Annotated in this window: 19 protein-coding genes and 2 pseudogenes; 11 read left to right on the forward strand and 10 right to left on the reverse strand. The window is 69.6% G+C overall.

The features are described from left to right. Positions 1 to 473: 473 nt before the first annotated feature. The 4 genes from ACFQ79_RS05120 to ACFQ79_RS05135 all read right to left on the reverse strand — a co-directional run bounded on the left by ACFQ79_RS05120 (position 474) and on the right by ACFQ79_RS05135 (position 6,230). A complete protein-coding gene (locus ACFQ79_RS05120; RefSeq protein WP_383579456.1) occupies positions 474 to 2,990 on the reverse strand; it encodes a discoidin domain-containing protein in 2,517 nt (838 codons plus the stop codon). Between the two features lie 382 nt (positions 2,991 to 3,372). Continuing rightward, positions 3,373 to 4,290, reverse strand: a complete 918-nt coding sequence (locus ACFQ79_RS05125; RefSeq protein WP_383579457.1) for an SDR family oxidoreductase — start codon at positions 4,288 to 4,290, stop codon at positions 3,373 to 3,375. Positions 4,291 to 4,362: 72 nt separating this feature from the next. Then, complete coding sequence (locus tag ACFQ79_RS05130; protein WP_383579458.1) at positions 4,363 to 4,944, reverse strand: DUF4383 domain-containing protein; 582 nt, start codon at positions 4,942 to 4,944, stop codon at positions 4,363 to 4,365. A 224-nt stretch (positions 4,945 to 5,168) separates the two neighbouring features. Beyond that, entirely contained in the window at positions 5,169 to 6,230 is a 1,062-nt protein-coding gene (locus ACFQ79_RS05135) for a MerR family transcriptional regulator (protein ID WP_383579459.1), read from the reverse strand. Between the two features lie 387 nt (positions 6,231 to 6,617). On the opposite strand from ACFQ79_RS05135, the gene ACFQ79_RS05140 reads away from it, so the two are divergent. From ACFQ79_RS05140 to ACFQ79_RS05155, 4 genes and pseudogenes are all read left to right on the forward strand, one after another. Continuing rightward, on the forward strand, positions 6,618 to 7,196 hold the full coding sequence (locus tag ACFQ79_RS05140; RefSeq protein ID WP_383579460.1) for a fasciclin domain-containing protein: 579 nt from the start codon (positions 6,618 to 6,620) through the stop codon (positions 7,194 to 7,196). A 224-nt stretch (positions 7,197 to 7,420) separates the two neighbouring features. Next, a complete protein-coding gene (locus tag ACFQ79_RS05145; protein WP_383579461.1) occupies positions 7,421 to 7,828 on the forward strand; it encodes a VOC family protein in 408 nt (135 codons plus the stop codon). Positions 7,829 to 8,124: 296 nt separating this feature from the next. Continuing rightward, positions 8,125 to 8,913, forward strand: coding sequence for an MFS transporter (locus ACFQ79_RS05150; protein WP_383579512.1), 789 nt, complete (start codon positions 8,125 to 8,127; stop codon positions 8,911 to 8,913). Continuing rightward, a pseudogene (locus ACFQ79_RS05155) lies at positions 8,834 to 9,552 on the forward strand (IS3 family transposase); the annotation flags it as partial. The gene ACFQ79_RS05150 and the pseudogene ACFQ79_RS05155, both read left to right, overlap by 80 nt. A gap of 147 nt (positions 9,553 to 9,699) precedes the next feature. On the opposite strand, the gene ACFQ79_RS05160 reads toward ACFQ79_RS05155, so the two are convergent. Next, entirely contained in the window at positions 9,700 to 10,734 is a 1,035-nt protein-coding gene (locus ACFQ79_RS05160; protein WP_383579462.1) for an IS110 family transposase, read from the reverse strand. 332 nt (positions 10,735 to 11,066) lie between these two features. Between ACFQ79_RS05160 and ACFQ79_RS05165 the strand changes: the two genes are divergently transcribed. The 4 genes and pseudogenes from ACFQ79_RS05165 to ACFQ79_RS05180 all read left to right on the forward strand — a co-directional run bounded on the left by ACFQ79_RS05165 (position 11,067) and on the right by ACFQ79_RS05180 (position 13,513). After that, on the forward strand, positions 11,067 to 12,131 hold the full coding sequence (locus ACFQ79_RS05165; protein WP_383579463.1) for an IS110 family transposase: 1,065 nt from the start codon (positions 11,067 to 11,069) through the stop codon (positions 12,129 to 12,131). A 236-nt stretch (positions 12,132 to 12,367) separates the two neighbouring features. Then, on the forward strand, positions 12,368 to 12,628 hold the full coding sequence (locus tag ACFQ79_RS05170; protein ID WP_383579513.1) for a transposase: 261 nt from the start codon (positions 12,368 to 12,370) through the stop codon (positions 12,626 to 12,628). A gap of 107 nt (positions 12,629 to 12,735) precedes the next feature. Beyond that, positions 12,736 to 13,233: pseudogene (locus tag ACFQ79_RS05175) on the forward strand (IS30 family transposase); the annotation flags it as partial. Next, a complete protein-coding gene (locus ACFQ79_RS05180) occupies positions 13,217 to 13,513 on the forward strand; it encodes an integrase core domain-containing protein (RefSeq protein ID WP_383579464.1) in 297 nt (98 codons plus the stop codon). The pseudogene ACFQ79_RS05175 and the gene ACFQ79_RS05180, both read left to right, overlap by 17 nt. A gap of 115 nt (positions 13,514 to 13,628) precedes the next feature. On the opposite strand, the gene ACFQ79_RS05185 is transcribed toward ACFQ79_RS05180, so the two are convergent. Then, positions 13,629 to 13,832 carry a DUF5954 family protein gene (locus tag ACFQ79_RS05185; protein ID WP_383579465.1) on the reverse strand — a complete coding sequence of 68 codons (204 nt, stop codon included), beginning with the start codon at positions 13,830 to 13,832 and terminating at the stop codon, positions 13,629 to 13,631. 345 nt (positions 13,833 to 14,177) lie between these two features. Beyond that, a complete protein-coding gene (locus ACFQ79_RS05190) occupies positions 14,178 to 14,414 on the reverse strand; it encodes a hypothetical protein (RefSeq protein WP_383579466.1) in 237 nt (78 codons plus the stop codon). Between the two features lie 416 nt (positions 14,415 to 14,830). Here ACFQ79_RS05190 and ACFQ79_RS05195 point away from each other — a divergent pair, with 416 nt between their 5' ends. After that, complete coding sequence (locus tag ACFQ79_RS05195; RefSeq protein WP_383579467.1) at positions 14,831 to 16,018, forward strand: IS30 family transposase; 1,188 nt, start codon at positions 14,831 to 14,833, stop codon at positions 16,016 to 16,018. A 476-nt stretch (positions 16,019 to 16,494) separates the two neighbouring features. After that, positions 16,495 to 17,271 (forward strand): hypothetical protein, encoded by a 777-nt coding sequence (locus ACFQ79_RS05200; RefSeq protein ID WP_383579468.1) that lies wholly within the window; start codon positions 16,495 to 16,497, stop codon positions 17,269 to 17,271. A gap of 628 nt (positions 17,272 to 17,899) precedes the next feature. Here ACFQ79_RS05200 and ACFQ79_RS05205 read toward each other — a convergent pair. Beyond that, complete coding sequence (locus ACFQ79_RS05205; RefSeq protein ID WP_383579469.1) at positions 17,900 to 18,544, reverse strand: GAP family protein; 645 nt, start codon at positions 18,542 to 18,544, stop codon at positions 17,900 to 17,902. A gap of 647 nt (positions 18,545 to 19,191) precedes the next feature. After that, a complete protein-coding gene (locus ACFQ79_RS05210; RefSeq protein ID WP_383579470.1) occupies positions 19,192 to 19,473 on the reverse strand; it encodes a hypothetical protein in 282 nt (93 codons plus the stop codon). Positions 19,474 to 20,426: 953 nt separating this feature from the next. Between ACFQ79_RS05210 and ppk2 the strand changes: the two genes are divergently transcribed. After that, positions 20,427 to 21,368: a polyphosphate kinase 2 gene (gene ppk2 / locus ACFQ79_RS05215; protein ID WP_383579514.1), complete on the forward strand. Its 942-nt coding sequence runs from the start codon at positions 20,427 to 20,429 to the stop codon at positions 21,366 to 21,368. Between the two features lie 25 nt (positions 21,369 to 21,393). Here the strand turns inward: ppk2 and ACFQ79_RS05220 are convergent, their stop codons facing one another. Next, positions 21,394 to 21,708: a hypothetical protein gene (locus tag ACFQ79_RS05220; RefSeq protein ID WP_383579471.1), complete on the reverse strand. Its 315-nt coding sequence runs from the start codon at positions 21,706 to 21,708 to the stop codon at positions 21,394 to 21,396. Between the last annotated feature and the right edge of the window lie 31 nt (positions 21,709 to 21,739).

Below are 21,739 nucleotides of genomic sequence, written 5' to 3' on the forward strand. Positions count from 1 at the left end.
GCTTGGTCGACTTAACGGCCCGAAGCTCGGTCTGGTCAGAACGCGAGCGCGAAACGGAGGCTATGCAAGGGGTAGATCCAGGTCAAGCACGCACCACGGGAAGGTAATGCAGGAGGGGTGGTATTCAGTCGGCGGAATTCAACGCTCCACGCAATTATGGCCCACCATGGGCGATTTGACCGAAGCAAATGAGCCGAAAATCAAGTCTCTAAAACACCCCAAGGAAGGGTAAAGAAGAAGCCATTCCGCTTATGCCCATAAGAAGATGTCCGTTGCAATGGTTTCAATCTGCACAACTATTGCGGCGAGGCTTCGGTCAGCGGCGTCCTAAACCTCCGGCGGCCCGGTCACATGATCGATCGAACCGATCCGTGGTCCAGGGGAGCCGCGCCCCCGAGGGCGGTACCGACCGCTGTCCGTCAGTACCGCCGAGGTCGGGAGATGAGGGCGCGGCCGACGCCGGTTCCGTACCGTCAGGAGATGGTGATGAACCGGGCGATGCTCGGCACTCCCTGCGCGTCGAGGGCGAAGAGCATGTAGGTGCCCGGCAGGACCACGCCCCTGTCGGCCGGGATGGACACCGTGTACGTGCCGGTCCCCGTGGCGGTGGAGACCAGCGGCACCCGCCGCTGGTCGTTGTCCGTGGAGTGGGTCGCGGCCGCGGCCCGCATCAGGACGAAGGAGGCCACCGGCCCCTGGGTGGAGACGGTGAGCGAGCTGCCGACCGCGGCTCGGGGCGGCACGTCGCCGGTGATGACCGGACGCGGCTTGGGCGAGCCGTCCGCGTTGAGCAGGTACGGCGGCGTGAACACGGCCCCGTCGGAGTGGTTGGTGGCGCAGTCTCCACAGAGGCCGCCGCCGCCGGAGAAGATCCGCCCGTCGGGCAGCAGGTTCGCCACGCTGTGGTAGTTGCGCGGGATGGCCATGCTGGCGAGCGGGGTGAAGGTCCCCGTCGCGGGGTTCCACAGCTCGGGGGTCAGCACGGACGTGGCGTCGCTGAACGGCACGGGGTAGGCCTGCCCGCCGAACACGGCGACCTTGCCGTCGGGCAGGACGACGCTGTTGCCGAAGCCGCGGGCGTGGCCCATGTCGCCCGTGCGCGCGGCCTGCACCTGGTCGCCGTCGACGCTCACCGTGTACGCGCGCCGGGTGGCAGGTGTGTTCTCGTACGCGGGCGAGCCGCCCAGGGTGAGCAGCTTGCCGATGTCGTACGCGACGGCGTTGCCGGTCATGGCGTCCTGGCTGTCGGCCCGGTTGCCGGCGGAGGTGATGCTGCCGTTCCCGTCGGTCGTGATCCAGTTCATCTGCTTGCTCGGGCCCGCCTGGAGCACCCTTCCGCCCGAGGTCGCGTACAGCCACATGTGGTTGTCCGCGCGGTAGGGGCCGCCGGGGTCGGCGGTCAGCGCGGGCGCGGCGGGGACGCCGGGGAGCCTGCGCCAGGTGCCGGTGTCGGGGGACCAGACCTCGCCGGACTTGTCGCCCGAGGCCCCGCTCCAGGACCCGCCGAGGACGAAGGCCTCGCCGGTGGAGAGCAGGGTCATGGCCTGGTAGCCGCGGGGGATGTTCATGCGGGCGGTCGTCGACCAGGAGTCGGTGGCGGGGTCGTAGATGCTGGCCTTGTCCGCGTTGCTGCCGCCGGTGACGAGCACCCGGCCGTCGGCGAGCATCGCTATGCCCGGACAGAACATGTCGTGTCCGGTGTTGTCGATGCGGCGCTGGGTGACCTTGCCCGTCTTCAGGTCCAGGATGGCGGTCTGGGTGTAGCCGCTGCTGCCGCCGAAGCGGTCGAGCGCGTACGCCGACCAGGCCAGCAGCTTGTCGCCGGGCAGGACGGCGGTGGCCACCGGCACCAGCGGAAAGCCCGTGATCCGGCCCCAGGATCCGTGGGCGGCGGGGTTGGCCGGTCCGCTCAGGCGTATCTCGGCGGCCGAGGTCCAGGGACCGCGCTTCCCGGCCTCGCCGGTCACGGTCAGGCGTATGTAGCGAGCGTTCACGTTGCGGGTGAAGGTGGCGGTCTTGACGGTGTCGTCGTCGGGCCAGGTGCCCGTGGCGACCGGTGTCCCGAAGGCGGTGCCGTCGGTGCTGGTGGTGATGGTGTACGCGCCCGCGCGCCCGTTGACGCCGTCCTTGCGGGGTTGGTAGATCAGGGCGGAGACGGCGGCGGTGCGGTGCATGTCGACGGTGATGCTGTGGGGCAGCGGGGCCGCGGTTCCGGACCACCTGCTGTGCCAGAGGGTGGCGGCGTCGTTGTCGAGGACGTTGGCCGCGCGGCCGTTCTCCTTGGCGGTCTCCTCGTCGCTCGCGACGGCGGTCCATCCGGTGCGGGGCAGGTCGACCGTGGCGGCCGGGGTACCGGGGTCGCCGAGCAGGTTGAGCTCCGCAGCGGAGGTCCACGGGCCGCGCCGACCGGCCTCGGTGACGGCGGTGAGTCGGACGAACCGGGCGCCCTGCGGGGCGAAGGCGAGGGTCTTGGCGCTGCCGTCGTCGGCGAGGGTGCCGGTGGCGACCGGACTCCCCCAGTTCCGGCCGTCGGTGCTCACGCTGATGCTGTACTCGCCGACCCGCCCGTTGATCCCGACGTTACGGGGCTGGTAGACGAGCGCCGAGACCACCGTGGTGCGGTGCATGTCGACGGTGATGCTGTGCGGCAGTGGGGCCGCTGTACCGGACCACCTGCTGTGCCAGAGCGTGGCGGCGTCGTTGTCGAGGACGTTGGCCGCGCGGCCGTTCTCCTTGGCCGTCTCCTCGTCGCTCGCGACGGCGGTCCATCCGGTCCGGTCGAGCACGGGAGCCGTCGGCTCCATGGCGTTCGCCGGTGCCACGCCATGGTGCGGCGACTGCTTCGCCGGCTGCTGCTCGAAGGGACCCGGCGTCGGCCGTGGCGGGGGTGTGCGGCCGCCCGGCCCGGCGGTCGCCACTCCAAGCCAGGGGGTGAACCCGACGAGCAGCGATCCGAGGGCGAGGGCGATGAGGAGGGGGGAACGGCGCAATGCTCCGACAAGGGCTCTGACACGACTGGGCTGCAATCGGGCCTCCTGGGCGAACTGTGAACGCTGCGGCCTTCAGAACATAGGGCAGAACAGCACAACTCGACTATGAAAACCAGGAGTTGCTCCATGCGAACTGTTCCGAACCGACGCGAGGAGGCGATCGCGTACGTGGGCGCGGGCGCGGGCGCGGCAAGACCCCCGAACAGCGAGACGGGCGTCCCCGCGTGCGAGCAGTGCCCCGGCCGTCCCCTGGGTGACCCCGGGGTGTCGGGCATCCGAGAGGTGACGGTGCACGACGTCCGCGACCCCGACGTGCTTCTCCGACGCCTCAAGCGGCCCACCGACTGCTGCGCGACCGGACCGTCCCGGGAGCGGAAGAGACTCACCCCTCCTGACGCCGGTCCCTCGTGTCGGCGGCGGCGCGCCGGCCGAGTGACGCCTCCTCGACGCGGCCCCCCGTGCCGAGCAGACCGGTCTGCTCGAAACCGTGCTCCGCCATGAGGCGCGGTAGCTCGCGCCGGGAGAGGAGGTCGACTGCCATGGGGAAGACGGGGCGTCCCAACTGGGCGAGTCGGAGCCATGGCGGGGCGTAGACGGCTGCGGAACGCCGTTCCACCCCGCGGGCGATCCGGGCGGACACCTGGGCGACCGGATAGACGCGGCGGGCAGGTGCGGGCATGTGACCACGCAGTTCCCGGAGCACCGCGTGGTGTTCGACGTCGCGGATCATGTCGGTATCGGTCCAGTGGAGGTAGGCGACGCCGACGCCCACGCCCACGTGTGCCACTTCGGCGCGAAGCGACCGAGCGAAGGCCTCTGCGCCTGCCTTGGACGCGCAGTAGGCACTCATCATCGGGGCCGCCCCGAAGGCCGCCGTCGAGGCGATCTGCAGGAAGTAGCCGCGGGTGGCGCGCAGGCCGGACAGGAAGGAACGCGCGGTGACCGCGCTTCCGACGAGGTTGACTTCCACGACGCGGCGCCAGGTCTGCGGGTCGGATGTCTCGAAGGGTCCTCCTTCGGCGACCCCGGCGTTGGCGATGACGACCGATGGAGCACCCAGGTGCCGCCGCACGTTCTCGGCGGCGAAGCCCATCGCGGGATCGTCGGTCACATCGACCTCGACGACGTGGGCCGGCGTTCGGAGCGTTTCGGCCACTGATTCCAGGGCCGACGCCTCTCTTCCCAGAAGGGCGACGGACATCCCGCGATCGGAGAGCTGACGGGCCAGGCCGGCGCCGAGGCCGCGGGCCGCCCCCGTCACCACGGCGACGCGTCCCTCCAGGTTCCAGGAGCCCTTCATGACAACCTCCCTTGTGAACAGGCGTGAAGTCGCAGTACTTCGGTGAGGGGGAAGCCCCCCGGTCGTCGACCGTCAGCCGCGGTCGGGGCCGCCGCGCCGAGCGCGTGCCTCATCGTGCGCCGGCAGGGAGGCCGTGGCCGGAGGCGTCGAGTCCCGCGGGTCACCGTCTCGGACGCGTGCTTCTTCGGCCGCCTCCCGTGGATGGCGCGTGCGCCAGTACGGGTTGTCGTGTGACAGCTTGCTGGACACCCGTCCGTACATGCCGAACGTGATGATGAGCAGGCCCATCACGAAGCTGAAGACCACGTTGGTCATGCCGAAGTCGAGGAAGTTCGCCGCGCGGTCGAGTACGAACAGGTGGTAGAAGCCGCTGAGCAGGAAGAGGCCGCCCACCAGCATGTTCAAGGTCGAGGCGAAGTTGCCGCCCACCACCGCGCCTGCCAGAAGGCTGAGACCCGCCACGACCGAGATCACGCTGAGCGAGGTGTTGCTCGTCATGCCCGCGATGCGGTCGCCCGAGGTGTCGAACGAGCTCAGGGCGCTCGCGAAGCCCAGCCCACCGAAGACGAGCAGGATGCAGCCGCACAGAGCGGCGCCCGCTCTGTACACCGTGGCCAGGTGGTGATCCATCGGAAGTTCGTCCTGGAGTTTCACGGCCTTCCTCCAGAGTCGTCGCGGGTGGCTTGCTACACGCCTCACGAGTTCTTCCGGCCGCAGCGGGATCCGGATGCACGAGGCGCGGCCAGGAGCTCGTCTCGTTCGGCCTCTGAGGCCGCTGGAGGTGCCGGGGGCGAGGTACGCACGGCATCGCCCTCGTCGGTGGACCGCCCTCTGACTCGGAGGCGGGGCGCGGTGGAATGCGAGGACTCGGCCCGCCTTCACACCGGTCGTGCGGGAGGCCATCGGCCCACCGCCTGGTGAGGTTGTTCATCCGCCAGCCGGCACACCACGTCGAGGGCATCCCTCAGCCCGGACGGACTCGACGACACCGCCGGGGAGACCGTCTTGCCGAGCCAGCCGGGCCCTGCCAGAAGGACATGAGGAGCCGTCCGGGCACCCCGGACGCCGAACGCCGTGTCGGCGACCCGACCGGCGAGCGACGCGTCCGCGGCGCAGCCGGTCTGCGACCAGAGAACGACAGCCGCCGGGCCGATCCGCCTCACCGCGGCGTCGAGTGCATCCGATGGAACAGCCGCACCGAGCATCCGGACGAGCTGTCCCCTCTCGGTCAAGCCGGCGGCAAGCGCCTCCAGGGGCAGCGTGTGGCGCTCCCCGGGAACACAGGCCAGTACGACGGGGGAAGCCGAGCCGCTCGTGGCCACTCTCCTCACGGCCGCCCGCCGCAGCGCGGCGGACACCTGCCAGGAGAACAGGTGCTCCACCTCCACGAAGCGATCGTCGGAGGAGGCCCACTTACGACCCAGGGCCCGCAGCGTAGGAGCGATGGCTCCTTCCCATGCGTCGACCAGCCCGTGCTCGGCCAGGATCCGCTGCAGCGAAACCTCCATGGCCAGGGCGTCCAGGCGCATCGCAGCCCGGGCCAGGCCTCGACGCTCCTGTCCGACGGCATCCAGCGGCATCCCGCTCCCCGCCCTCCCGCGGCGGGTCTCGGACTCCGCCAGGTGCATCCCCGATGCCGTCGGATCCGACGTCTGAAGGTCCAGGAACTCCGCGGGCTCCCGAGCGGAGACCGCGGCCGCCTCGGAGCGCACGAGCAGTGCGGCGTGCGCCGCCTCGGCGGGAGGGACGCCCGTGGCCGTCAGGCGGCACATCTCCTGGAGCATGGCCACGTCCGCCTGGCTCCACCGCCGATGACGTCCGTCCGCACGCTGGGCAGGTCCGATTCCGTAGCGATGATCCCAGGAACGCACCGTCGCCGGCGAGACTCCGAGGAGACGTGCCACGGCACCCGTGGTGATCCGCTGGGTCGTACCGGACATTCCATTCACCGTCTCGACTCGGAACAGCAGGAATGATGAGCGGGGTCGTCATGCCGGCCCGGGAAGGCGCGCGAGAGCGCGTCCGACCCGGTCACGTCCGCTCCGTGGCCGTCGGCCGTACCCGCTTCCGCCCGGCAGACGGCGCATCATCCGGTCAAAGGCCACGCAGCACCTGACGGAGGCGACATCGATGCTTCCGAGAAGGCGGCGCAGTCGGATGCACGGAGGTGCGGACGGATGGCCCGAGCCGGAGTCCAGTCATCCTGTTCTTGGGAAAATCACCGTTCACCCCATCCGTCGGCAGGGTCCGAGGCGAAGAGTCAGGTGAGAGGACAACCGATCCACGGTGTGGCCCGCTCGGCGGCCGCCCAGTGGGAGGAGAGTTCCATGAACGTGCTGCTCATCCGGCACCAAGCGTCCGCCGCACTTGCTGCCGCCGCCCTCGCGGTCTCGCTCGGGGCGCTGACGCCCCAGGCCTGGGCTGACGAAGGCGACGGCCGGTTCGGCCCAGGCTGCGCGTCGGTCCCGAAGGAAGGTCCCGGATCGTTCGAGGACATGGCACGAGACCCGGTCGCGACTGCGGCCGCAAGCAATCCCGCCCTGTCGACACTGGTCACCGCGGTGAAGCAGGCCGGCCTCGTCGACACCCTGAACAACGCGAAGGACATCACGGTCTTCGCACCGACCAACGAGGCCTTCGCGAAGATCCCGAAGGCAGACCTCGACAAGGTACTCGCGGACAAGGCCGCACTCACCGAGATCCTCACGTATCACGTGGTGGACGAACCGGTGGACAAGGCCGACCTGGCGGACGGGTCCTTCAAGACCTTGGAGGGCGGCACGCTGACCACCACAGGTTCCGGCGACGCGTACAAGGTGAACGACACCGCGGCCATCGTCTGCGGTGACGTGCGGACCTCGAACGCGACCGTGCACATCATCGACACCGTGCTGATGCCGAAGTGAGGGAGAACGCCAGGCCGCGACCCAGCCCACGGGCGGGTCCGGCATGGAGGGTTCTCGCCCCTGCTGCGACCGCGGATTCCGCGCCCGCGGTCGCACCGGGGCATCCCCGGAACGGCTCCGTCCATGGAGTCGCGGAAGAACGCGAGGTGTCCCGAGGGCACAAGCCCGCGAACACCCCGCGGGTCAGCGAGGACGAGACGACGAGGACGAGACGAGGGGTCCCTGTGCGGTCCGACGAAACCAGCCTTCACGCCTACCTCAGCTACACGGACGCCGCCGCCGCCATCGACTGGCTCGAGTCGGTCGGCTTCGTCACCACGGTTCGGCAGGACGACGACGCGGGACGTGTCATCCATGCCGAACTCCGCTTCGGACAAGCCGTCATCATGCTGGCCAGTGCCGATGAACCGTACGCCGTGCCGCCCTTGGCGGGTGTCTCCACCGGAAGCGGACTCTATCTCGCGACCCCTTCCGTGGACGAACTCCACGACCGGGCAGTACGGTCCGGCGGAACATCCGTCATCGCTCCCGAGGACACCGCCTGGGGAAGCCGACGAGCCCGGGTACTCGACCCCGAGGGGCGGGAGTGGAGCTTCGGCACCCACAGGCCAGGGGGCGACGGATCCGACTGACGGCCTTCCGTGGAGACCGCGTGACCGCGTCCGCTCACTGAAGGCCGCGCCCGTCTGCCGATGCCGTGGATCAGACCGACTCCGGCCCCGGGATGCCGAGCGGACCACTCGGCGTCCCGCTACCGGCCCCACCGCACTCCGCCACGACCGGTCGCGCGCCCGGTACCCGGCGATGAGACGATGGGGCGGAGAGACCTAAGGCGGGTGGTCGCATGACCGCGTCCGCACGGACGCATCCGGACCGGGGGCTCTTCTCCTCACGTGACCGCGCCGTGATCGCGGCCGCCGCCATCTCCATGCTCCTCGTCCAGATGGACTGGTTCGCACTGAACCTCATGCTCCCCGTCATCGCCGACGACTTCGCCACGCCCACCACTGACCTCCAATGGCTGGTCAGCGGCTACATGCTGGCGCTCGGCGCCCTCATGATCACAGGGGGACGCGCCGCGGACCTGTTCGGTCGGCGGCGCGTTCTCGTCACGGGGCTACTGGGCTTCGGCGTCGTGTCCGTCGTGTGCGCCGCCGCCCAGAACACCGCTTGGCTCACCATCGGCCGTGTCGTCCAGGGAGGCACGGCAGCCCTGATCTTCCCCGTGGCCGTCGCGGTGGTCACCGCCTACTTCCGCGATGCCCGCCAAGGCCGTGCCGTGGCCACCGTCCTCGCCTTCAGCGCCATCGGCACCGCCTTGGGTCCCTTCGTCGGAGGCGCCTTCGCCGAACACGTCAGCTGGCGCGCGGTGTTCTTGCTCAACGTCCCCTTCTGCCTCGCCGCCGCCGTCCTCACCCTGCGCTGCGTCACCGAGACCCGGGACGAGGACGCCGGCCGGGGCCTGGACATCCCAGGAGTCCTGGTACTCGCGGCCGGGGTGAGCGCGGTCATGATCGGGATCGACCAGGGTGAGAACTGGGGCTGGGGCTCGGCCGGCACCCTGGCCTGTCTGGTGGGCGGCGCGGCCCTCCTGGCCGCGTTCGGCCGCCTGGAGCGGCGTACCACCGAACCCCTGCTGGCGCGCGACAGCCCCCGACCGGGCCGCCCGCCAGGCGGCCGACGCCCGCCTCGCAGCCCGGATACGGGCCGTGCATGAGGAGTCGGATGGCACCTGCGGCGTTCCCAGGATCACCGCCGAGCTCCGCGCGGACGGCGAGCGTGTCAGCCACAAGCGGACCGCCCGCGTGATGCGAAGCATCAGTCCGCAAGGAGTGCGGCTGCGTCGCAGACAACCGCACCACGATCCCGGACGCAGCGGCCGCGAAGACCCCCGACCTGATCAAACGGGACTTCACGGCCGACACGGTGAACAGCAAGTACGTCGGGTGACATCACGTATCTCCCTTTGGAAGGAGGGACGTTCTTGCATCTGGCCACCGTCATCGACCTCGCCTCACGGCGTCTGGCCGGCTAGGCACTCGCGGAGCACATGCGAACCGAGCTCGTCACCGACGCCCTGGCCGCCGCCCAGCGGACCCGTGGCAGCCTCGCCGGAGCGATCATGCACACCGGCCGCGGCGCGCAATACGTGAGCCGGGCATTCACACAAGCCTGCAGGTCAGCAGGGGTGGTCCAGAGCATGGGCACGGTCGGGTCCAGCGCGGACAACGCACTCGCCGAGTCCTTCAACGCCACTTTCAAACGCGAAACACTCCAAGGCAGAAAAGCCTGGCCCAGCGAGCGCGAAGCCCGCCTCGACGCATTCCGGTGGCTCCACCGCTACAACACCCGACAGTGATGATTGCTGTGGCACCGCCCGCGAGTCTGACTCGTCACCCGGCCGTCGCTTCGGCTGTCCTTGCGGCGAACCGTCGGCTCGCCGGGCGGTGCCGCCTGGCGCGTGGCCGGTCGGGCTTCTGTGACTTCATAGCGCCTCTGTGTGTCAAGCGGCTTGGGCGAGGTGGGTTCGTTGGTCTCGTTTCATGATCCGGTAGACCACGTTGGACAGGCGTCGCTTGAGGGCCCTGCGGGCTTCCGAAGGCGTCTTTCCCTCGCTGATCTTGCGGAGGTAGTAGTCCTGCCCGCGCCCGCCGTCGCGGATCTGGCAGACGGCGATGGTGTGCAGGACCGAGTTCAGCGCGCGGTTGCCGCCGGTGTTGAGCCGGTGGCGGACGTTGTTGCCGCTGGAGGCGTCAAGGGGTGCACTGCCGGTGTAGCTGGCGAAGTGGTGCTCGGTGGGGAACCGGCTGACGTCCCCGATGTGGCCGATGACCTTCGCGGCCAGCACGGTCCCTAGGCCCGGCAGCGTGGTCAGCGTGGTGCGGGTGGCGGCGACGGCCTCGCGCATTTCGGCTTCGTTGTCCTTGACCTGCCGGTCCAGTCTGCGCAGGTCGGCCAGCAGGTCACGGGCTATGTCACGGCGGCAGTTGTCGGTGGCCGTGACCGGCCGGATGCCCTTCATCAGGGCGGCAGCCTTATCGGCCGACAGGCCGGTGGGTGCTCCGCCGGGCAGGAGATCGCGCAGGACGGCGTGGAGCCGGTTGAGGACGCGGGTGCGCTCGTGGACCAGGTCGTCGCGCCGCTCGGTGAGCAGCCGCAGGATCGTGGTCTGGTCTTCCTGGACCACGGGTCGCAGGTCATGGCGGAAGAGGGCGACCTGGGCGACGTGCAGGGCGTCCTTGGCATCGGTCTTGCGGTCTCCGCCGGTAGCCAGCAGCCGGGCCCGGGCCGAAAGGGTGGAGGGCACGTCGACCACGTTCTCGCCCGCGGCGGCCAGCTGCTGGGCGAGCGAGCGGCCCAGACCGCCAGCACCCTCGACCGCGAAACGACGGTCGGGCCACTGCTGGCACCAGCGCATCAGCTGGCGGAAGGTCCCGGCGTTGACGGCGAACCGGCGCTGGGCCACCTGGTGGCCTGCGGCGTCGACGGCGACGGCGGTGTGGGACGACTTGTGGGGATCGACACCGATCAGGATCACAGGCTGCTGCCCTCGCACTCGAAGAGACAGGAAGGGGAGTGCGGCGGGCACCCTGACTTGAAGTCACAACGTCACCTTCACGCCTCTGTCGAGCCACACCGCGCGGGTGTCGGCCGGCGGCGGCACGCTATCAGTGAGCCAGCCCGAGGGCGGCAAGGAGCACTGCGGGCCCATGCCGACCGACACCCTGGACGCTACGGCTGCAGACCGAGCATCTGGGCTCGATTCAACAAGTCAGGAGCCCGGCCAAAGGTCCCATCACTGTCTTGTCCGTCGGCCCGACCGGCTCGCGCCCTCCCACCAGTGAGCGTTGGAAGGGCACACGAACCAGCATGGCAGACGAGATAGCGGTGGTCGCCGGGATCGACACCCACACCGATTTCCACCAGGCCGCGGCCATCGACGGCATCGGCCGGCACCTCGCAACCGAGCAGTTCGAGACGACCCCAAGGGGCTATCAGCGGCTGCTGGACTGGCTCCGCTCGCACGGCGAGGTCCTGGCTGTCGGGATCGAGGGAACCGGCGCCTATGGCGCCGAAATCGCCCGGTTCCTCACAACTCGCGAGGTCACCGTCGTGGAAGTCGACCGCCCCGACCGCAAGGCGAGGCGGGACAACGGCAAGTCCGACCCCATCGATGCCTACGCGGCGGCGACCGCGGTCCTGTCCGGCCGTGCCGACGGGACACCGAAGACGCGGAACGGCATCGTGGAGGCAATCCGAGCCCTGCGCGTCGTGCGCAAGAGCGCGGTCAAGGCCCGCACGCAGACCATGAACCAGATCCGCACCCTCATCGTCACCGCACCCTCCACAGTGCGGGACAGGCTGAGAGGACTGACGGCACTCGAGCTGATCGACACCCTGACCCGCTCCCGTCCCACCGGTGAACTCAACGATCCTGCCTACGCGGTCAGGGTCGCCCTGCGGCGCCTCGCCCGCCGACACCAGGCACTCAGTGAAGAGATCAAAGACGCGGACAAAGAGATCGGACCGCTCGTCACCCGAGCCGCCCCCAGGCTTGTCGCCTTGCCCGGAGTCGGGCCGGAGACAGCCGGCCAGCTCCTGATGAGTGCTGGCGACAACCCTGATCGGCTTCACTCCGAGGCTTCATTCGCGCATCTGTGCGGGTCCGCTCCGGTTCAGGCCTCATCCGGCCGGACCCACCGCCACCGCCTCAACCGCGGCGGCGACCGCGCGGCGAACAACGCACTCCACACCATCGTGCTGGTCCGCATGACATACGACCAGCGCACCCGCGACTACGTCACCCGACGCACCGCCCAGGGAATGTCCAAGAAGGACATCATCCGGTGCCTCAAACCGTTCGTCGCCCGCGAGATCTACCGCCACCTACCCCACGTGACCACCACAGCCCAACCGCTCCCACAGACCGCTTGACCATCTATAGGAGCTTCGCCGTCACTCCCGCCTCGGACACCGCAGCCCCATCGCCTACGAGACAGCAGCCACAACAACATCAACTACGCTGGCCCAAGCCGCATAACCCGTTTCCAGGATTCGGGGTCAAGGCCCGGGGTTCCGTGTCGAGACTGCTGGTACTTGAGCTTACGTCGGATCAGAAGAGTGCTGTCGGGGAACTGCTGCGGCGGCGGGATCTGGCGTCGATTACGCGGATGAGAGCCGAGTGCGTGCGTCTGTCGGGGCAGGGGCGGACACCGGCGGAGATCGCCGGCATCGTGGCAGTGCACCCTGTCACAGTGCGCGGAGCGCTTTGCCGATATGCCGCCGGCGGGCTGCCGGCCTTGGCAGATGCGCCCCGCTCTGGCAGGCCGCCGAAAGTCACCCGGGGCGACCTGGACGCGCTCGAGGGAGTGCTCGACGAGTCCGCCGAGAGTGGCGGCCTGTCGTGGACCCTGCCCCGGATGGCGGCCTGACTGGAGTGCGAACGGGGTGTGCGGATCCATTCGGCACGGTTGTCTGTGCTGCTCAGGCAGGACGGCTACCGACACAAACGGACGCGTACCATCATCGGCACCGGCCCTCCGCCATCGGCACGCTGGTCGAGCGCAGTACGCGGTTCACCATGCTGCTGCACCTGCCCCGGATGGAAGGCTTCGGCACCGAACCACGCACCAAGAACGGGCCCGCGCTGGCCGGCCGCGGCGCCGAGGCCGTGAAAGACGCGATCACCGCCACCATCACGACCCTGCCCGAGCAACTACGCAGGTCACTGACGTGGGACCGGGGCACGGAACTGGCTCAACACGCTCAGCTTCGCGTCGATGCCGGCCTCCAGGTCTACTTCGCCGACCCCCACAGTCCCTGGCAGCGGGGCACCAACGAGAACACGAACGGTCTGCTGCGGCAGTACTTTCCGAAGGGGACAGACCTCTCACGCCGGGGCACCGCCGGGCTCCGGGCCGTCGCCTTCACCCTCAACAACAGACCCCGCAAGACCCTCGGCTGGAAGACCCCCGCCGAAGCCCTCAACGAGCACCTACTATCCCTCCAAGAAACCGGTGTTGCGACGACCGGTTGAGTCCAAGCAATACACCAGCCGCGAACTCGCCACCCCCGCCGCACAGTTCGACGTCCGTCTGCCAGTGGGACGGACCGGTCAGTGCTGGGACAACGCCCTGGCAGAGTCGTTCTTCTCCGCTCTGAAGAACGAACTCGACGACAGCCGTCCCTGGCCCAGCAGGGCCGCCGCCCGCACCGCGACATTCGAGTGGATCGAGAGCTGGTACAACTTGCACCGGCTCCACAGCAGCCTCGGCTACCGCAGCCCCGCCGAATACGAGACCGCCCTCGCGGCGTGACCACCACACCAAAGGTGTCCGTCAAAGCGGAACAAGCTCACCTCCGGCTTGCGACCGGTGCTGGCGCGGTGGACGTCACCCTGAACCACAGCAGCGAGTTCAGCGCCTCGCGCCCCTACTGCGGACAGGCGTGGGTGACCTCAACGGCCACCCGCCGCCACCGCCCGCCACCCCGGTCCTGATCCTGCGCAGCCACCCCGAACAGCGGGCCCCGCACCGCAAGGGCACTGCTGCGGGCCGCCGCGTCACGGGCGTCGGCCTGCACCGGGACCCTCACCGCCACCGGCCAGCCGGCAGGTCCCGCACCTTCTTCGCTCATACCCCCACCGTGGCGGGCCCGTGCGTCTGCATCACAGTTCCACCAGACCGTCCACCGATACCAGCGACGTCCATGCGAGCGGGCTCCGGGCAAACCCAGGCACCGCTACCGGCCCGTTCCAGCCATCCCGTCTCCTGAAGGCGGTGCGTCCTGCGCTGCGGACACCAGCGGACTGGAGTGCCGCCTCACCCGGCCTGCCGGGCAGGACCTGGCCGGCAGGGGCTGGCCGGCGGTTTCCGGGAGCCTGTATCCGTACTTCCCGCCGCCCGGCTCTGGCGCGGCACACTCCGGGAGCCCTGCCGTACGGGCGGATCAGATCCAGGGGCCGGGAACGGGCCGGAAGGGTCAGACCGCACCCCGGCCGAGCGGCCTGTCCAGCCAGCCGGTGAACTCGCTGACCGTTTCGGCAGCCTCGGTCTCATCCCGGGTGAGGAAGTGGTAGCTGGGCTCATGCCGCGGCTCACCGCCGTCAGAAGGGGCCAGATTGAGAACCCATCCCTCGATGAGAAACTGGCCGCCGGAGAGCTGTACAGCAGTGACGAAGCCCCCGGGCGCCGGGGTGAACGGGACCAGTCGCATCACAGCCTCTTTCCTTGTCGCATCGGGTGGCCGGGCCGGGCGGGCCCGCAGGGGCCGTACCGCGCGGCGAGGACGGGCAGGCCCGCAAGCCGTGCGCCCCCGGCCACCGGGGCGGTCGCAGCACACCGGAGAGGTTCCGGTGCAGGGCGCCGGCCCGGCCGGATCACTGTGCCTCGGGCCAGGCAGGCCTGACAACCTCTGCTCATGCGGGAATGCCCGGCTCACAGACCAGCAGCGGAACGGGCCTGTGTGAGGCTGGCGCCTGTGCAGGCGCCTGAAGAGCCGGGCAGATCGCTCGAAGCGGCTCTGAGCGGTGGGGCGTGCCGGGGAAGCACGGGACGTAAAGGTGTCAACGCTTCCTGAAAACTGACCCCTTCCGGCCCCTTGGGTTCTAACGCTTGTCGCAACACTCCTTGATCATGATGGGTGTGTTGATGGCGAGGGTGAGGCGTAAGCGCAGGCTCGAGGTGCAGGCGGAGTACTGGCGCCTTCTGCAGTCCGGGGTGGGCACGGTCGAGGCGTGCAGGCAGCTCGGGATCGGGCGGAAGACCGGCTACCGGTGGCGGTCGGAGAACGGCGGCCTGCCGCCGGAGCGGGTGTCCGAGGCCGTGCACTCGGGCCGCTACCTGTCGCTGCTGGAACGCAAGCGCATCGCTACTCTGCGCGAGCACGGTCTGGGCATACGCGAGATCGCGGCACGGCTCGACCGCTCGCCCTCGACCGTCAGCCGCGAACTCCGCCGCAACATGCTCGAACACGACCAGGGCCTCTACGACGCCGACCTCGCCCACCACCGCTCCAGACAACGGGGCGAACGGCTGCGAAGGCCGAAGCTGCGGCTCGACGCCGAGCTCCGCGCCGAGGTCCAGGCCAGGCTCGACCTCGAGTGGAGCCCCGAGCAGATCGCCGCCCACCTGCGCGCTCTGTGGCCTGACCAGCCGGATCGACACCTGTGCCACGAGACCATCTACCGCGCCCTCTACCAGGGCGCGAAAGGCGTCCTGAGCAGGACACTTACGAAGAAGCTGCGAACCGGCCGGCCTCTGCGCAAGCAGCGCCGCAAGGCCGGCCAGCGCGCTCCGCGGTTCGCCGTGCCGGCGGCACTCATCGACGAGCGGCCGTCCGTCGTCGAGCTCCGCGAACGCGCCGGCGACTGGGAAGGCGACCTGATCACCGGCCGCAGAAACCGCACCGCCATCGCCACGCTCGTGGACCGCCGCACCCGCTTCGTCCGTCTCGTCGCGCTGCCCGACGGCCACGGCGCGGACCAGGTCCACGCGCGTCTCACCGAGGCTCTGAGGGACGTCCCCGACACCGCACGGATGACGTTGACCTGGGACCAGGGCGCCGAGATGGCCTGCCATGACCGGCTCGCGCCGCTGTTCCGTGACGGTGTCTTCGTCGCCCACCGCGGCAGCCCCTGGCAACGCGGCACCAACGAGAACACGAACGGTCTGCTCCGCCAGTACCTGCCGAAGGGCAGCGACCTCTCCATTCACACTGCCGACGACCTCCGGGCGATCGAGGCCCGCCTCAACAACCGGCCCCGCAAGACCTTGGGATGGCGGACCCCCGCCGAGCTATTCGCAGACGCTCTGACAGCATGAGACCTGCAACGTTGCGACGATCATGCGAATCCACCGGACCGCCCACCGCTCCGTCTGCCCTTCGCTTCCACTCAGGTGCGGAAACGCGCCAGCGGGAGTCCGTCTCGATGAGACGGACCGCGGGAAGACTCGCGATGACCGCCGCCTCGCCACGAGTCCGCAACGGCCGGCTCAGGGGGATCTCCATCGCGTTGGGCAGCCTGCGACCCTTTGCGGAACGGCCGATCGGCTGCGGCTTCGGTCGGCGTCGCAGCAGTTGCGGTGGGTCGCTCATGCTGAGCAATCCGTCAGCGTCGCCACCCGGGCATCCGGAACTCTTCCGCCTCTCCGCTCCACTGTCACTCTCGCCACCACCGTCCGCGCGACCGGCCGGACTCGGCCGCCGCGTGTACGCGTGAACCCAGCGTACGGAGGGGGCTGACAATCTGGCGATTTCGCTGGGCGGTCGACCGGCTTCCAGAACCTCGCGGTGGAAAATGGTTCGATCAACCGCCTCGGCTCGTTCTAGGGTCGGCGACGTGGCAACGAAACTCAATCAGATCATCGCAGTGGAGAAGGGCGTCAAGTCCAGGGCGCACCAGGACCTGACGGCGGCCCATCACGGGCTGCAGAAGCCCGCGTTGCTCGCCGGCATCTCCCGTACGTACCAGCCGAAGGACGAGGAGGGCGAGCAGCTGCCGCCCGAGTCGACGCTGGTGCAGGTGAAGGCCGAAGACGCGCTGCGGGACACCGCGCGGGCGTTGACCCGGCTCTTCGATGTGACGGCCACCAAGGACTGGGCGAACTGCGAGGCGCGCGCCGACGTCACGGTCGACGGCCGGGTGCTGGTGGAGCAGGTGCCCGTCGCCTATCTGCTCTTCCTGGAGAAGCAGCTCACGGACATCAACACCTTCGTCCGCAAGCTTCCGGTGCTGGACGCCGCCGAGTCCTGGACGCAGGACCCGTCGACCGACGCGTGGAAGACCGAGGTCGTGCGTACGGTCCGTACGAAGAAGGTGCCGCGCAACCACGTCAAGGCGGAAGCCACGGACAAGCACCCGGCGCAGGTCGAGGTCTACTACGAGGACGTGCCGGTCGGTTACTGGACCACCGTGAAGTTCTCGGGTGCGCTGCCCGCCCGGCGTGTCAACGAGCTGCTGGAGCGGGTGGAGAAGCTCCAGCAGGCGGTGAAGTTCGCCCGTGAGGAGGCGAACAGCTCCGAGGTCACCGACCAGCGGGTCGGCGACGCCGTCTTCGGCTACCTGTTCGGCTAGCCGGAGCACCACAGACTCCCCGGTCGCGGAAAGCGGTCGGGGTGCGCGAGGAGCGCAAAGCTGAAGCTGAGCCTTGTCGTGACATCCGCGGTTCCAGTGGAGGTTCGAGTCCTCCTCCCGGCTTTTCCTGCCGGGATGGCCCAACCCGGCAGAGGCAGACCGCGGTCAATCTCAGACTATTGCTCCAGACTCAGCATGCGCCGCTCATCGCCGGATCGACCGGGCCCGGGCCCTGGTGCGTCGAAATGCCAGTTCGAATCTGGTCCGCCGAGCTCGATCGGCGGTGGTCCAAAGGCAGGACGCGACGCAATGACGAATGACCCGGGTCCTCAAGTGTGCCGGCGTGTGATGTGAGCGGCATCCATAGGGTCCGGGGGCAGGCTACGCCCTCGGACCCGCTCCCCTTTCCTCTCATCCCTTCATTCCGTCATCTCTTCATTCCGTCATCCCTTCATCCCTGCTGTGTCTCTGCCGGCGGGGAATCCTGTGTCGGTGATCCACCGGCCCGACGCGTGACCCGACGGCTCGTGGCCGCCCGCTCGTCGTCGTGCGTCTGGCAGACCACGCCGGTAGGCGCCCATGCCCTGCCGCTGCGGGGCGCACCGCGTCACCACCGCGGCCGTACGTGTCAGGCGACCAACTCGTAGATGCTCCGTCCCGTCACCCACAGGCCGACGAGCAGGGACAGGGTGACGATCAGCTGCTCCTGGTGCTGCTCCAGCCAGCTCCGCAGGGCGTTCAGCCGGGCGTTCGCGGCTGAGGGCGCCCAGACCGCGTACATCTCCATCACGACGAGGCTGAGGGTGGCCAGCAGACAGTAACCACTCAGAGCGAGCCAGTCGTCGAGGGTGGAGAGGTCCGCGTCGACGGCGGTCGCAGCGCCGACGCCGACCATCGCCCATGGCTGCAGCAGCCATGCGAGCGTTCCGGCGGTGACCAGGGAGGCGGCATCGATCCGGGCAGCCCAGCGCGGCGGCCCGTGCGGAGGGCGGGGCCGGCGGTGCCGGTGCGCGCCGTAGATCACCATGGCCACGCCCACGACGAGTTTCGCAACGATCGCGGCCGTCGACGGCGCGGTGTTGTGCGCGGGAGGCCGGCCACCGGTCAGCAGCACCACACAGGCGATCACCGCGACGAGATTCGCCAGCCACGACAACAGAAACGTCAGCCCCTTGCGTACACCACGCCGCGAGGAGAGCAGCAGGATGAAGGCGCTGTTGTGCAGCGGCCCCAGGCTGATGGCCGTGCCGATCACCATCAGGTCGAGGAACATCGGATCAGCCGCTCCCGGACGTAAGGGTGGTGTGCCGGTGGACGGGCGGTCCGACCGGCTGAGTCGGGCGGCGCTGGTGGGGAGCCGCATCTCGACTCTGCGGGTGGCGGCGGGGCAGGTCAAGCAGGCCACGCCCGTACGTCACCCTCGTTCGCCCGCCTCCGCCCGGGCGCCGCCCGGCGCCCGGGCCGGCGACGACCCGTCTTCGGGAGCCACGTTTCGAGGTCGCTCGCACGGACAGACGGTCCGTCGACGCGTGAGCGAGGGAGGGGTTCGGATGAGGGCGACCAGTGGGGGCAGAAGTGCGGCCAGAAGAGGCCCTCGGGCTGTCTGGCGCGATCTGGTGCCGTCCGTGGGGCTCGTGGGGATATGCGTCGCCGGTCTGATGCTCTTCTTCGAAGCAGCCCAGACAGCGGGAAGCCGCGGCTCAGGGGTCATCGCGGCCGCCCTCGTGGCGCTCGGCACCCTGGGAGTGCTGTCCGTCGGGCTGCCGGCTGCCAAGAGGGGCATCGCGTCCTTCCGCATCAGCAGGCGCGGGCGGGACGTCCGGCGGGACAACCGGCGTGTCGGCTCCAGACCCATGATTTCTGCAGTGGTCGGAGTCAAGGGTGGTGACTGACGCTCCGGAGGGACGGCGAAGGATCGCCTCAGTCCACCGGTTCGTCGATGCCGGAATTCTCGTCCAGCGCCTCGTCCTCCGCCTCGTCGACGCCGCCACGGCGTGCGGTTCCCGCCACGTCGGTCGCGGGTGCTGCGGAGTCGGGCCAGTCCACTACGGGTATCGCCAGAGGATCCTCGCCCGGTGCCGCCTGCTGGTTCTGCGGGTCGCGAGGGAGTGGCTCGTCAGTCTCCTCCAGCTCGTCCGACTCGTAGCGCGCGTCCGACTCAGGGCGCCGACTCGTCCGATCGTGCTCCTGTCGGGTGTTCATACAGGGTCACCTTCCTCTTGTGACGGTCGCTGCCTGATTCCTCTTGTGCCGGTACCTGCCTGGCCGAGGAGCCGTCGGGCGGCTGGCAGCGTCGTCCTGGGGGTTGCGCGGGCCAGGGTGCCGCCGGCGAGGCCGAACGCAAGGCCCACCGGCCGGTCGGCGAGCGTGGTGGTCTTCATCGGCGCGCCTCCGGCTGCGGCTCACGAGCAGGAGAACGCCGAGCGCGGCGGCTCCCACGAGCAGGGGGATTCGGTAGGCCCGTGCTGCGGCCGGTGCCGGGCCGACCTTGTCGGCGACGACGTCCGGCGTCCGCTCGGCGGCGAGCCGCCCCGCACGAGCAGCCGTGCCACGCAGCCGCGTGGCGGCGTGAGCCTCCTTGTCCACAGCCGGGTCAGGAGTCTGGTCCTTCGGTACAGCGCCCATGCGATGTGCCTCCTTCCTGTACCGGGCCGGAGTCCCCCGGCACGAGCGGAGCCCAGATACGGACGCGCCCGCCGTCCCGCCGCCCGGAGGCGCCAGGGCGAGCGCCGCCTGCCTACGCGCCTACCCCGTCATCGGCCGGCCACCCGTTCACCCCCGGCTCGCGATTCGTCCAGGGCCCAGGCCGGCCCACTACGCCGGGGGGTGCGGAGCGCGTGCTCTTCGGCTGCCGCGGCGCCCTTCCTGACCGACGACCGGGTGGACTCGCGGCGGGGGGTCCTGCGGACACTGCCGCCTCGGGCGACGGCCCTTCATGATCGGGGCAGAAGGGCTGACGAGAAGTCCGGTCCCGGTGACAGGGACGGGCCCGTAGCGGGCGACACGACGACGAGGAGAATGGTGTGACGGGAATCAGTGGCGCCGACACCCCGGACAGGGACCGAGACGAGAGCAGGGACCGGAACGAGGACAGGGACCGGGAGGAGGGCAGGGACCGGGACGAGGGCAGGGACCGGGACGAGGGCAGGCCGGATCTGCTCAGCGGGCTGAGGGTGGACGAGACCAACCCCGAGCAGCCCGTTCTCCTCAGCGCCGAGGGCGCCCCGATCCGTACCTGGCGGGAGAACTACCCGTACGACCGCAAGCTGCGGCGAGGCGAGTACGAACGGGCCAAGCGGATCCTGCAGATCGAGCTGCTCAAACTGCAGCGATGGGCCAAGGACACCGGCGCGCGAGTGGTCGTCGTGTGTGAGGGCCGTGACGCCGCCGGCAAGGGTGGCACCATCCAACGGTTCACCGAGCGCCTGAACCCGCGAGGCGCCCGGATCGTCGCCCTGGACAAGCCGACGGAGCGGGAGGCCGGGCAATGGTATTTCCAGCGCTACGTCGCCCATCTCCCCGGCCTCGGCGAGATCGTCTTCTTCGATCGCTCCTGGTACAACCGGGCAGGTGTCGAGCGCGTCATGGGGTTCTGCTCGGACGAGGAGTACGCGCTGTTCCTTCGCCAGTGCCCGGTGTTCGAGCGCATGCTGGTCGACGACGGCATCCACCTGGTCAAGTTCTGGTCCTCGGTGTCGCGATCCGAGCAGCGCACCCGGTTCGCCATCCGGCAGGTCGACCCGGTGCGACAGTGGAAGCTCTCCCCCACCGACCTGGCGTCGCTGGACCGGTGGGACGACTACACCACCGCCAAGGTCGACATGTTCAGGGCGACGGACACCGCGCACGCTCCCTGGACGGTCGTCAAGAGCAACGACAAGCGCCGCGGGCGTCTGGAGGCCATGCGCAGCCTCCTCTGGCGCATCGACTACGCGAGCAAGGACCCCTCGGCCGTGGGGGAACCGGACCCTCTCGTCGTCGGCGCCGCGGACACCCTCCTCGAGGCGGGCGAGGAGACCTCCACCCTCTCCCCCACGCCCCTGGCGCCGCGCCATCAAGGCCCGGGAGCCCACCCGGAGACGAACGGCGACACGTAGGGCTCACCCGCAGCCCGGGGGTCGGTCACTCGGTGTCGCTTGCGATGGCCAGGGCCAGGGCCTGCAAGATCTGCTCGGTGGGCCCTCCGGACTCCGTCTGGTCGTACGCGTCGGCCACCGTCTCGAAGGCGAGGATGAACCCGCGGACCAGGGCGCTGACCGGACCGGTGAGCTGGGTCAGCACCGCTGCTCCGACCTCCACGGCATCATCGGTGTCGGGTACCAGGAACCGTGTCGGAATGACCTCACCGAGCAGGTCGGAGACGTAGTCCTGGGCGACTCCCCCGCGCAGGGCCGTGAGCGCCGCGATTGCCTTGAGCTGGATCTCACTCTCGGTCATACGACGAGCGTAGGCATTTCGCGTCGGCATC

It is taken from the genome of Streptomyces sp. NPDC056480 (genome assembly GCF_042795405.1).
Classification (GTDB): domain Bacteria; phylum Actinomycetota; class Actinomycetes; order Streptomycetales; family Streptomycetaceae; genus Streptomyces.